The 12,705-nt window shown below is 41.0% G+C and carries 10 protein-coding genes and 1 rRNA gene (1 of these 11 running past the window's edge); all 11 read left to right on the top strand.

Annotated elements, in window-relative coordinates; all coding sequences use genetic code 11:
- The first annotated feature begins 7 nt into the window (after positions 1-7).
- A complete protein-coding gene (locus QK255_RS11750; RefSeq protein WP_002290933.1) occupies positions 8-1,603 on the top strand; it encodes a putative polysaccharide biosynthesis protein in 1,596 nt (531 codons plus the stop codon).
- A 10-nt stretch (positions 1,604-1,613) separates the two neighbouring features.
- Positions 1,614-1,883 carry an RNA-binding S4 domain-containing protein gene (locus QK255_RS11745; RefSeq protein WP_002287407.1) on the top strand — a complete coding sequence of 90 codons (270 nt, stop codon included), beginning with the start codon at positions 1,614-1,616 and terminating at the stop codon, positions 1,881-1,883.
- Positions 1,884-1,950: 67 nt separating this feature from the next.
- Entirely contained in the window at positions 1,951-2,376 is a 426-nt protein-coding gene (locus tag QK255_RS11740) for an FtsB family cell division protein (RefSeq protein ID WP_002290936.1), read from the top strand.
- A 45-nt stretch (positions 2,377-2,421) separates the two neighbouring features.
- A complete protein-coding gene (locus QK255_RS11735) occupies positions 2,422-2,892 on the top strand; it encodes a S1 domain-containing RNA-binding protein (RefSeq protein ID WP_002290937.1) in 471 nt (156 codons plus the stop codon).
- A gap of 119 nt (positions 2,893-3,011) precedes the next feature.
- The gene (gene tilS / locus QK255_RS11730) at positions 3,012-4,457 is read left to right on the top strand and encodes a tRNA lysidine(34) synthetase TilS (protein ID WP_283341622.1); all 1,446 of its coding nucleotides are present in this window, start codon (positions 3,012-3,014) and stop codon (positions 4,455-4,457) included.
- On the top strand, positions 4,457-5,002 hold the full coding sequence (gene hpt, locus QK255_RS11725) for a hypoxanthine phosphoribosyltransferase (RefSeq protein WP_002290941.1): 546 nt from the start codon (positions 4,457-4,459) through the stop codon (positions 5,000-5,002). Before tilS ends, hpt begins: the two co-directional genes overlap by 1 nt.
- 89 nt (positions 5,003-5,091) lie before the next feature.
- Positions 5,092-7,203, top strand: coding sequence for an ATP-dependent zinc metalloprotease FtsH (gene ftsH, locus QK255_RS11720; protein ID WP_002290943.1), 2,112 nt, complete (start codon positions 5,092-5,094; stop codon positions 7,201-7,203).
- A gap of 216 nt (positions 7,204-7,419) precedes the next feature.
- Positions 7,420-8,307, top strand: coding sequence for an Hsp33 family molecular chaperone HslO (gene hslO / locus QK255_RS11715; RefSeq protein WP_002290945.1), 888 nt, complete (start codon positions 7,420-7,422; stop codon positions 8,305-8,307).
- Positions 8,308-9,312: a tRNA dihydrouridine synthase DusB gene (dusB, locus tag QK255_RS11710; protein ID WP_002290947.1), complete on the top strand. Its 1,005-nt coding sequence runs from the start codon at positions 8,308-8,310 to the stop codon at positions 9,310-9,312.
- Between the two features lie 110 nt (positions 9,313-9,422).
- Positions 9,423-10,919, top strand: a complete 1,497-nt coding sequence (gene lysS, locus QK255_RS11705) for a lysine--tRNA ligase (protein WP_002290948.1) — start codon at positions 9,423-9,425, stop codon at positions 10,917-10,919.
- Between the two features lie 681 nt (positions 10,920-11,600).
- Positions 11,601-12,705: ribosomal RNA gene (locus QK255_RS11700) — 16S ribosomal RNA — on the top strand (it continues 456 nt past the right edge of the window).

Genomic DNA, 12,705 nt, shown 5'->3' with positions numbered 1-12,705 from the left:
CAACGATTTGGATCATAAAGAAATGCGGCGCGTCATGCAAGGAGCATTTGTACTGACGATTGCTTCTTTCATAGCAAAAGTATTAAGTGCCCTTTACCGAATTCCCCTCCAAAACTTAGTCGGCGACGAAGGTTTTTATGTTTATCAGCAAGTTTATCCAATTTATGGTATAGCAATGACTTTAGCTTTATCAGGTCTTCCGCAGTTCATATCAAAGTACGTTGCAGAAAGAAAGAATCCTTTCGAGCGAAAGCAAGCTTTGCAAAGTCTTTATCCCTTGGTGTTTTGGACAGGCGTCTTTCTGTGGCTGTTTGTCTTTTCATTTAGCAGTTGGATTGCTTGGATGATGGGGGATATACAATTGAAACCACTGATCCAAGTAGTTTCTTTTACCTTTTTGCTGATGCCTGGTTTATCTTTTTATCGAGGGAATTTTCAAGGAAGATTTTTGATGGAACCAACGGCAGTTTCTCAAGTAGTTGAGCAGTTCGTTCGTGTTTCTGTAATCGTCTGTAGTGCATTTGCTTTTAGAAAGCTCGGATGGACGGTGTACCAAACAGGGACGGCAGCGATGAGTGGAGCCGTTTTTGGCGGGTTATGCGCATATGGAATCCTTCACTACTATGAACAAAAGATTCATGGAGGAGTATTAAGCTTCCGCCGGTTCCCATTATTCAAACAGCCACCAAAATCTTTGATCCGACGCTTTCTAGTAGAAGGCGGTCTGGTTTCGATTTATAGCGGATTACTCATCTTTTTTCAGCTGATCGACTCTTTCTTTGTAAAAAATGCTTTGGAAGTTTACGGTCTATCGGAATATGGTGCGAAGATAGCAAAAGGGGTCTATGACCGAGGGCAGCCTTTGGTTCAATTAGGTTTAGTGATTGCCACCGCATTAAGTGCGACATTTCTGCCTGCATTGACCCGTCATTTGACCAATCGGATCTATCGTCAGTTTTTGCAGACAGCCAAAATCTATCTTAGATTGACGACCGCTTTGGCATTAGCTGCATCTTTAGGATTAGCCTTACTGCTTCCTTATATTAATTATGCGTTGTTTAAAGATTATGCAGGAAATGCAGCGCTTGTATTGTTTGTTTTTTCCATTGCTTTTACTGCAGTCATCCAAGCCTATCAAAGTATTGCTCAAAGCAAGAACTCTTTTCGCCCTTCTTTAAAAGGAGCAGGATGGGGGCTCTTGGTAAAAGGATTGACTACTTCTTTTCTAACTGGTTTATTAGGAACAGCCGGAGCAAGCCTGTCTACCCTTTTAGGATTAGGTGTGACGCTTTGGTATTTTGTCCGAATCGAAACGAAAGAGCTAAATGCTTTTTGGAAAGAACGACATTTTGGGCGGAAGTTGATTATCAGCCTTCTTTGTATGACAGCAGTCCTGCTGCTGTATTATGGTGTATTGAATATAGTGTTTGGTCCTGTAACTCATCGTTCCACTGCTTTTTTTGTCAGTGTGATAGGCGTTGGGGTTGGCGCATCTGTGTTCATTTATGCAGTGATTCGTCTCCGTCTGTTTACAGTAAGAGAGTGGCTCATGTTGCCATTTGGTAAGAAAATTCTACGATTAAACAAAAAAATCAAAAAGTGAGGAATAAGATATGCGATTAGACAAATTTTTAAAAATATCCCGAATCATCAAAAGACGATCAGTAGCAAAAGAAGTGGCTGATAAAGGAAGGATCCAAATCAACGGAAAATTGGCAAAATCTTCCAGTGACGTCAAAGTAGGCGACATTTTGAAAGTCCAGTTCGGCAACAAAACATTGGAAGTGAAAATTACGGAATTACATGAATCGACCAAAAAAGAAGATGCACAAAAAATGTACGAAATTATTTCTGAAAATCGCACAGAAACACTAGAGAAATAGATTAGACAAGCTTTCATGATATTGGTATAATGAGAAAGACAATCAAAAAAGATTGGAGCGAATCCAAGTGACGAAAAAAAGCAATAAAATCGCTGCGCTAGATACGGAATATGCAAAGAAAAAGTATGCTGAATTTCAGCAACAACAACGACAACTGATTTTTCGAAGACGCAGACTGGCTGCAATTTTTGTTGGTGCTTTGGTCATTTTCGCGATAATAGGTGTGCAGATTTTCCATGATATGCAAAGGATGCATCAATTGAACGAATTGAGAGTCGAAGCAAATGCTGAAATGAAAGAAGTCAACGCAGACGTTGATCAGCTGCACCAAGATGTTTCATTGCTGAAAGATGATGAATATGTAGCTAAACTTGCCAGAAGCAAATTCTTTTACTCAAAAGACGGTGAAAAAGTTTATCCTATATTAGAATCAAATACAGACAGCTCGACAAATGAAACAGATCAATCAACTAGTTCTACAACTGCAAAATAAGCAGGAATATAAAAAAGGGAAATAATTAGGAGGAACATTTTTTTTATGTCAATCGAGGTAGGAGCAAAACTGCAAGGAAAAGTATCAGGAATTACAAATTTTGGTGCGTTTATTGATCTAGGTGCTGGAAAAACGGGTCTAGTTCATATTAGCGAAGTGTCAAATGGATATGTAAAAGACATCCATGATGTTTTAAGTGTAGGAGATGAAGTAACAGTCAAAGTTATTTCAGTAAATGATGATGGGAAAATCGGACTATCTATCCGCAAAGCGCAGGAACAACCTGTAGAATCTGGAGAAGAAAGCCGTCCTAAAAAATTTCAACAAAAAGATTCCCGTGACAACCGCAATCGTCCAGCACAGAAAAAATCTTTTTCTCGCAGTCAGCCTTCAGCTCAAAAAGAAGACTTCGATTCATTGATGAGTTCATTTTTGAAAGATAGCGATGACCGCTTATCTTCATTGAAGCGAAACACAGAAGGAAAACGCGGTGGTCGTGGCGGACGCCGCAGCTAATAAAGCTGAAAATAATGATGATGCGACTATTTTAGTCAGAGTATCAACAGAGGGCAGGTTAATTGTCGTTTTAGACGTTTTCCCGCTCTCTTTTTTTAGGAAGAAAGGGTGTGGAAAGAATGAGCGTTGAAAAAGACGGTAAAAAAGTACCGCTATTGCAGCAGTCATTTATTCGGCACGGGAATGAACAAAGATTCTGGCAAAAAGAATCAAGGATTTTAGCAGCGGTATCAGGTGGGGTTGATTCGATGGTTTTGCTCCATTTGCTTTTGCAAGCGCAACGCCAAATCGGTTTTTCTTTGGGCGTCGTCCATATCAATCACCAATTGAGAGAAGAATCAGCAGAAGAAGCTGCTTATCTTCGCTCATATTGTGAAAAGAAGAATCTCCCTTTATATGTAAGTGTTTGGGAAGATCCGGACAAAACGGCCATAGAAACAGCAGCCCGTAACTTTCGTTATCAAGCATTCACTCGCGTGATGGAAGAAGAACAATATGATACGTTGATGACTGCTCATCATGGAGATGATCAAATCGAGACGGTGTTGATGAAAATCATTCGTGGAGGACAGTTAAGTACTTTTTCTGGAATCAAAGAAGTACAACCATTTGCTACGGGCAGGCTTGTTCGTCCATTGCTGAGTTTCAGTAAAGAAGAATTATATGCTTATGCAGCAGAATCACAGCTTGTTTACTTTGAGGATCAGACGAACCAATTATTAGATGTCCAAAGAAATCGGCTTCGCCATTTGGTTGTTCCTCAGTTAAAACAAGAAAACACCCAGGTGATGAGACATTTTCAGCAGTTTTCGCAACAGATTCAATGGGCAGACCAAGTCATTCAAAAATGTATGGGGCAGTTAATCGAAAAGGAAGTCGAACAGTTAAAGGATCGATTTCAATTTTCAGCAGAAATGATAGAAAAAATGGAAGAAGCGGAACGATACTATTTTTTCCACTCCTTCTTCGACAAAGTATTCTCAGAAACAGGGGTCATTTTGAAAGAGCAGCAAATGACATCGATTTTAGAGCAGTGGCAACAGAAAAAAAGTCAATGGCAGCTTAGCATCGGCAGCAACTGGGTACTGAAAAGAGAGTACCATTTTGTTGTACTCGCTAAAAAAGAAAAACAAGCCACTGCTCAGACAGAAGATCAGCGCTTGTTGCTTATTCCAGAACAAGGGATACAGTTGAACGAAACAGAATGGATTGGTCTGCTCAAACCTGAACATTCAGAGGACATCAAAGCAACAGATTCATGGTCTCTGTTTTCTCATGACATTTGGGTTCCCGCCGATGTGCAACTATATGTCGAAAAAAGAAAAGCAGGAGACCGTATTCAATTAACGGAGAAACTTACAAAAAAAGTATCTAGATATTTTATCGATCAGAAAGTACCTAATTCACAAAGGCAGCATGCTTGGATCATTACAGATGCCAAAAGAAATATATATAGCTTGATACCTTTTGCCTTTTCATATTTGAGTATTCGTGAAGAAACTGATAAAATACACTACATACTTCTTTACAAATATCAAAAAGAAGCAATTGGAAGGAGAACCTGATGTTGGAAAAGGATATTGAGAGAATTTTGATCTCACAAGAAGAGATAAAAATTCGTTGCAAAGAACTAGGCAAAGAGTTAACAGAAATTTACCAAAACACCAATCCCCTAGTAGTAGGTGTCTTAAAAGGAGCGGTACCATTCATGGCAGATATCGTTCGTTCTATCGATACGTATTTGGAATTGGATTTCATGGATGTTTCAAGCTACGGGAATGCAACAGTCTCGTCAGGGGAAGTAAAAATCGTCAAAGACTTGGATACAAATGTAGAAGGTCGCGATCTGTTGATCGTTGAAGATATCATTGACAGCGGAAGAACACTCGCTTATTTAGTGGATCTTTTCAAATACCGCAAAGCTAAATCAGTCAAAATCGTTACACTACTTGACAAACCCGAAGGAAGAGTAGTAAACATCGAAGCAGATTATGTTGGGTTCAACGTACCAAATGAATTTGTTGTCGGTTATGGCCTGGATTATGCAGAAGCATATCGTAACCTTCCGTACATCGGTGTATTGAAACCTAGTGTTTATCAATCAAATTAATGCTGTATCTCAATTAAATTATGGTACAATAGAATGGTCAGGATTGATAAAAAACTGTTAAATTAAATTGACGCTTAGGGAGGGCAACTATGAACAAAAAGAACAATGGCATGATGAAAAATGCCTTGTATTATGTCCTCGTAATCTTAGCGATGGTAATGGTCGTTTATTTCATTTTTGGTAATAACGGCCAGCGATCGTCAGATATCGAGTACTCAAAATTCACAGAACAACTACAAGCAGGCAAAATCAAAGAGTTTGAAGTGCAGCCTGCAAATGGTGTATATAAGATCACTGGTGAATACAAGGAACAGCAGACAGTCGCTAACAGCGGCGGGTTAGCTATCTTGGGTTCAACAGATACGACTACTACCCATTTCACAACAATCATTTTGCCAAATGATACAACATTGAGCCAAGTAACAGAACTGGCAAAAGAAAACAAAGTTGCTACAACAGTAAAAGAAGAATCAAGCAGCGGCGTATGGGTTTCGTTATTGCTTAGCTTCTTGCCGATCGTGATCATCATCTTTTTCTTCTACATGATGATGGGACAACAAGGCGGCGGCGGTGGCGGTGGCGGCCGTGTCATGAACTTTGGTAAATCAAAAGCCAAAGAAGCAGACAAAAAAGCTAATCGCGTACGTTTTTCTGATGTAGCGGGTGCGGAAGAAGAAAAACAAGAACTAGTTGAAGTTGTTGAATTTCTGAAAGATCCTCGCCGATTTGTTGAATTAGGTGCCCGTATCCCGGCAGGTGTACTTTTAGAAGGACCTCCAGGAACAGGTAAAACCTTGTTAGCAAAAGCTGTTGCCGGAGAAGCTGGCGTACCATTTTATTCGATCTCAGGTTCTGATTTCGTAGAAATGTTTGTCGGTGTCGGGGCAAGCCGTGTTCGTGATTTGTTTGAAACAGCGAAGAAAAACGCACCGGCTATCATTTTCATCGATGAAATTGATGCAGTAGGTCGTCAACGTGGTGCCGGTATGGGCGGCGGACATGATGAACGCGAACAAACATTGAACCAATTGCTTGTAGAAATGGATGGTTTCGACGGAAATGAAGGAGTAATCGTCATTGCTGCAACTAACCGTTCTGACGTACTAGATCCAGCGTTACTACGTCCCGGACGTTTTGACCGTCAAATTTTAGTTGGCCGTCCAGATGTAAAAGGACGTGAAGCAATCTTACGTGTCCATGCACGGAATAAACCGATGGCCGATGATGTTGACTTGAAAGTTGTTGCTCAACAGACTCCAGGGTTTGCCGGAGCAGATTTGGAAAACGTCTTGAACGAAGCGGCGCTAGTAGCTGCTAGAAGAAATAAAAAGAAAATCGATGCTTCTGATATCGATGAAGCGGAAGATCGCGTGATTGCAGGTCCAGCTAAAAAAGATCGTGTAATCAGCAAAAAAGAACGCGAAATGGTTGCTTATCACGAAGCTGGTCATACGATTGTCGGATTAGTGTTAAGTCGCGCTCGGGTCGTCCACAAAGTAACGATTATCCCTCGCGGACGCGCCGGTGGATATATGATCGCTTTGCCAAAAGAAGATCAGTTCTTGATGACAAAAGAAGATATGTTTGAACAAATCGTAGGCTTGCTTGGTGGACGTACAGCTGAAGAAATCATCTTCAATGTCCAATCAACTGGTGCCTCCAATGACTTTGAACAAGCGACAGCTTTAGCACGAAGCATGGTAACAGAATATGGAATGAGCGATCGTTTAGGTCCCGTTCAATATGAAGGCAATCATCAAGTGTTCGTTGGCCGCGACTACGGTCAAACAAAAGCTTACTCTGAACAAGTTGCTTTCGAAATTGATCAAGAAGTACGCAAGATTTTGATGGAAGCTCATGCCAAAGCTCATGAAATCATCGAAGCGCATCGTGCACAGCATAAATTGATTGCTGAAAAACTTCTGGAATTCGAAACATTGGATGCCAAAGCAATCAAATCGTTATTCGAACACGGTGTGATGCCTGAAGGTACTGAGTCAAATGATTATCCAAGCGAAAAAGAAGCGAAAACTTTTGAAGAAGCAAAACGTGCTTTGGAAGAAAAAGACGCTGAAAAACAAGCAGAAGAAAAACGTGATTTTGAAGAAGCAAAACATGAACTGCATGAGGAAAATAAAGCAGAGCATGATTCAGATTCTCAACAATCAGAAGATGATCATTCAGACGATCGATACAAATAAAAAAATATAGGTCAATTGATCTGATAGGACTCCCGAAAACCGGAACAAAAACCGGTTTTCGGGAGATTTCTTTATTTAAGATGTAAATAGAATGATGTCCTGTTTTCTAGATGATTCTGAATTATTTTTAAAAGAAGCATTCCAAAGTTGAAAAAAGCAGGAGTTGCTAGTATGATTCACTATGAGTTTAAAAACGGAAAAAGGAGTACATAACAAATGAAAGATTATCTGGTTAAGGCACTTGCTCACGACGGATTCGTACGAGCATACGCCGTTCAAGCAACAAATACCGTAGCGGAAGCACAAAGACGTCATGATACTTGGCATACGTCCTCAGCTGCTTTAGGACGAACATTAGTGGGCAGTCTGCTGCTTGGTGCAACACTTAAAGGAGAAGATAAACTAACTGTTCGAATCCAAGGCGATGGTCCAGCAGCGGGAATCGTAGTAGATGCAAATGGGAAGGGAGATGTGAAAGGCTACATCAAAAATCCGCATCTCAGTCTTCCTTTGAATAGTGAAGGTAAAATCGATGTGCGAGGAGCAGTTGGGACACAAGGGATGTTTACTGTCACAAAAGATTTAGGATTAAAAGAACCTTTTTCTGGACAAACGCCAATTGTTTCTGGAGAAATCGCTGAAGATTTTACTTACTATCTCGCTATCTCAGAACAAATCCCTTCAGCTGTTGGACTAAGTGTACTGGTCAATACTGATGACAGTATCAAGACAGCGGGTGGATTCATGATTCAAATCATGCCAGGTGCCGATGAAGAAACAATCAGCAAGATTGAGGAACAATTAAAAACAACACCAAGAATCTCTACTCTCTTAGATGAAGGACAGACACCAGAAGAAATATTGAAGGGATTGCTTGATACAGAAGAGCTGAACGTTTTAGAAAAAATGCCTATTCAATTCAAATGTGACTGTTCGAAAGAAAAATTTGCAGAAGCAATTATCGCGCTAGGTGCAGAAGAAATCCAAGCAATGATAGATGAAGATCATGGAGCAGAAGCGGTATGCTCTTTCTGTAACAATAAATACAAGTATAGTGAAGAAGAATTAGCTGGATTGAAGAAAGAAGCCTTAGGAGGAATTTAAGTGGAACACAAATGGAAAATCGGCAATGTTGAAATCCCTAATCGTGTCGTTGTTGCGCCGATGGCTGGAATAACAAATTCAGCATTTCGAGTCACTGTCAAAGAATTTGGTGCAGGCTTAGTCGTATGTGAAATGATCAGTGACCAAGGTATCCATTTCAGAAACAAAAAAACTTTAGAGATGCTCCACATTGAAGAAACAGAACATCCATTAAGTTTACAGATATTTGGCGGGAACAAAGACAGCCTAGTTGAAGCTGCTCAATTTGTCGAAGAAAACACAGCTGCAGATATAATAGACATCAATATGGGCTGTCCAGTAAACAAAGTGATCAAAGCAGAAGCAGGGGCAAAGTGGCTTTTAGATCCTGAGAAAGTATACGAAATGGTCCAAGCTGTTTCTTCAGCAGTGGATATCCCTGTAACGGTCAAGATGCGTATCGGTTGGGATGAAGAACACGTCTTTGCTGTAGAAAATGCATTAGCAGCACAATCAGCTGGAGCAAGTGCCATCGCTATGCACGGGCGTACACGGGTTCAGATGTATGAGGGAAAAGCAGATTGGGAAATATTAAAAGAAGTAAAAAAACATCTCACCATCCCATTTATGGGGAACGGGGATGTCAAAACACCCGAAGATGCAAAACGGATGCTTGATTATGTTGGTGCAGACGGTGTGATGATTGGCCGGGCAGCTTTGGGAAACCCATGGATGATTCATCGTACACAGCATTATCTAGAAACAGGAGAATTGATTCCTGAGCCAACACCAGCCGAAAAGATTGCTACAGCTAAACTTCATTTACAACGCTTAGCAGATCTCAAAGGAGAAAAAGTAGCATGTAGAGAATTCAGAACACATGCGGCTTATTATTTAAAAGGGATTCCTCGAGCAGCAAAAGTGAAAGTAGCAATCAATCAGACAGAAAATCAGCAAGAAATCAATGATCTGCTGGATCAATTTGTAGAAAAAACGGAAAAAGTACTATTGAAACAAACGTTGTGATTTCTAAGTTTTTCGTGAATTTTCAAGCCGAAATTCCAAGTTCGGCTTGCTTTTTTTGTGTTTCATTGGCATTATAGGAAAGAGATTAACATGAGAATGGAGGAACTTTTGTGACACAGGAACAACAACATCAAGTAGAAGATTTAAATGATCAAATGCTTGTACGTCGTCAAAAAATGGAACAATTGCGTGAAGATGGAATCGATCCATTTGGAAAAAGATTTGAACGCACACACAACTCAGAAGAATTGCATGAACTATTTGATCCAAGAACAAAAGAAGAACTAGCAGAGATGGGATTGACCGCTAGTGTAGCTGGTCGTATGATGACTCGCCGAGGAAAAGGAAAAGCTGGATTTGCGCATCTACAAGATCGTGAAGGCCAAATTCAAATTTATGTGAGAAAAGACCAAGTAGGTGATGAAGCCTATGAAGTATTCAAACATGCAGACCTTGGAGATTTCTTTGGTGTAACTGGACAAATCATGAAAACAGACACAGGCGAAGTTTCTATCAAAGCTTCAGAAATCACGATTTTGTCAAAAGCACTTCGTCCACTGCCAGATAAATACCATGGCTTGACGAATATTGAACAACGCTACAGACAACGCTACTTGGATTTGATCAGTAATCGCGAAAGCTTTGACCGATTTATGAAACGAAGCCAAATTATCAGCGAGATCCGTCGTTATTTAGATGGCAATGGCTATATCGAAGTAGAAACGCCAGTATTGCATAATGAGGCAGGTGGAGCCGCTGCTCGTCCGTTCATCACGCACCATAATGCACTGGATATTGATTTATATTTGCGTATCGCGTTGGAGCTTCATTTGAAACGACTAATTGTCGGCGGAATGGAAAAAGTTTATGAAATCGGTCGTGTTTTCCGTAATGAAGGGATTGACACTACGCATAATCCAGAATTTACGATGTTAGAAGCATACACAGCATATACTGATTTCAATGATGTAATGAATCTGACAGAAGGTATTATCCGTAACGCAGCTCAAAAAGTACTAGGGACAGCGAAAATCACATATGATGGACAAGCTGTTGACTTAGAAAGCGACTTTAAACGTATCCATATGGTAGATGCAATCAAAGAACAAACTGGTGTAGATTTCTGGAAAGAAATGACATTGGAAGAAGCATTAGCCTTAGCTGAAAAGCATAACGTAGAAGTAACAGAAGCGATGGGAGTCGGACATGTTATCAATGAATTCTTTGAAACGTTTGTTGAAGAAACGTTGACACAACCGACATTTGTTTACGGACATCCAGTCGAAGTTTCGCCGTTAGCGAAGAAAAATCCAGAAGATCCTCGATTCACAGACCGATTCGAACTGTTTATCGTAGGACGCGAATTTGCTAATGCCTTTACAGAACTAAACGATCCAATTGATCAAAGAGAACGATTTGAAGCACAAGAAAAAGAACGTGAACTAGGGAACGATGAAGCTCACGGTGTAGACGAAGACTTCTTGGAAGCATTAGAATACGGTATGCCACCAACTGGTGGTCTAGGTATCGGGATTGACAGATTAGTGATGCTGCTAACTGACGCTCAATCCATTCGGGACGTTCTACTATTCCCAACAATGAGATAATCAAATAAAAGCTGTCTAGGGGACTCCTTAGGCAGCTTTTGCTATGTAGAAAGCAACAAACAATAACGAATGTTCAAAAGCTGTTATCAAATATTGCAGACATTAATGGAGCCGAAAGCGAACGATGAAGAAAGAAAAGTAGTGAATAATCGCTTATTGAAAAAAACTTGAAAAAATACAAAAAATTCGTTGACCAAGATAAATTTAGTTGGTATATTATTACTTGTCCAAAAGACAGAAGGAAATATTTCTTCAAAAACATAACAAAAAAGTTATTGACATGTTGCTAACGACATGATAAGATAACTGAGTCGTTAAAAAAGAATAGCTTGCGAAGCTTGATTCTATCGAAAAAAACTTCAAAAAAGTTCTTGACAAATAACAAACGATGAGTTATGATAAATGAGTTGCTGAAAGATTTTGAAAAACGAAATCGAAAAAAACTTTTAAAAAAGAGTTGACAATCACTTGTCGCTCTGGTATGATATAAAAGTTGCTACGGCAGCCGAAAATAAATCGGAAAAACACTTCCGATGAAGTAGACCTTTGAAAACTGAACAAAGTAAGACAAACCAAATGTGTAGGGCGTCTTGATTCAATTCAAGACAACAAGCATTTTTAACAAGCAAGCAATATGCTAGCAAACAAATTGAGCTTAACAATCGCGAGATTGTTCGAACTTTTTATGAGAGTTTGATCCTGGCTCAGGACGAACGCTGGCGGCGTGCCTAATACATGCAAGTCGTACGCTTCTTTTTCCACCGGAGCTTGCTCCACCGGAAAAAGAAGAGTGGCGAACGGGTGAGTAACACGTGGGTAACCTGCCCATCAGAAGGGGATAACACTTGGAAACAGGTGCTAATACCGTATAACAATCGAAACCGCATGGTTTTGATTTGAAAGGCGCTTTCGGGTGTCGCTGATGGATGGACCCGCGGTGCATTAGCTAGTTGGTGAGGTAACGGCTCACCAAGGCCACGATGCATAGCCGACCTGAGAGGGTGATCGGCCACATTGGGACTGAGACACGGCCCAAACTCCTACGGGAGGCAGCAGTAGGGAATCTTCGGCAATGGACGAAAGTCTGACCGAGCAACGCCGCGTGAGTGAAGAAGGTTTTCGGATCGTAAAACTCTGTTGTTAGAGAAGAACAAGGATGAGAGTAACTGTTCATCCCTTGACGGTATCTAACCAGAAAGCCACGGCTAACTACGTGCCAGCAGCCGCGGTAATACGTAGGTGGCAAGCGTTGTCCGGATTTATTGGGCGTAAAGCGAGCGCAGGCGGTTTCTTAAGTCTGATGTGAAAGCCCCCGGCTCAACCGGGGAGGGTCATTGGAAACTGGGAGACTTGAGTGCAGAAGAGGAGAGTGGAATTCCATGTGTAGCGGTGAAATGCGTAGATATATGGAGGAACACCAGTGGCGAAGGCGGCTCTCTGGTCTGTAACTGACGCTGAGGCTCGAAAGCGTGGGGAGCAAACAGGATTAGATACCCTGGTAGTCCACGCCGTAAACGATGAGTGCTAAGTGTTGGAGGGTTTCCGCCCTTCAGTGCTGCAGCTAACGCATTAAGCACTCCGCCTGGGGAGTACGACCGCAAGGTTGAAACTCAAAGGAATTGACGGGGGCCCGCACAAGCGGTGGAGCATGTGGTTTAATTCGAAGCAACGCGAAGAACCTTACCAGGTCTTGACATCCTTTGACCACTCTAGAGATAGAGCTTCCCCTTCGGGGGCAAAGTGACAGGTGGTGCATGGTTGTCGTCAGCTCGTGTCGTGAGATGTT

This window comes from Enterococcus sp. ZQ21, assembly GCF_030053755.1.
GTDB lineage: Bacteria > Bacillota > Bacilli > Lactobacillales > Enterococcaceae > Enterococcus_B > Enterococcus_B lactis.
Note: the sequence above shows the minus strand (reverse complement) of the source record. Positions and strands in the feature narration are given on the sequence as shown.

What these genes read in the sequence shown, in the direction of transcription:
- hslO (WP_002290945.1), top strand. Translation starts at nt 7,420, where the DNA reads ATGAAAGATTATCTGGTTAAGGCACTTGCTCACGACGGATTCGTACGA.
- ftsH (WP_002290943.1), top strand. Translation starts at nt 5,092, where the DNA reads ATGAACAAAAAGAACAATGGCATGATGAAAAATGCCTTGTATTATGTC.
- tilS (WP_283341622.1), top strand. Translation starts at nt 3,012, where the DNA reads ATGAGCGTTGAAAAAGACGGTAAAAAAGTACCGCTATTGCAGCAGTCA.
- QK255_RS11735 (WP_002290937.1), top strand. Translation starts at nt 2,422, where the DNA reads ATGTCAATCGAGGTAGGAGCAAAACTGCAAGGAAAAGTATCAGGAATT.
- hpt (WP_002290941.1), top strand. Translation starts at nt 4,457, where the DNA reads ATGTTGGAAAAGGATATTGAGAGAATTTTGATCTCACAAGAAGAGATA.
- QK255_RS11745 (WP_002287407.1), top strand. Translation starts at nt 1,614, where the DNA reads ATGCGATTAGACAAATTTTTAAAAATATCCCGAATCATCAAAAGACGA.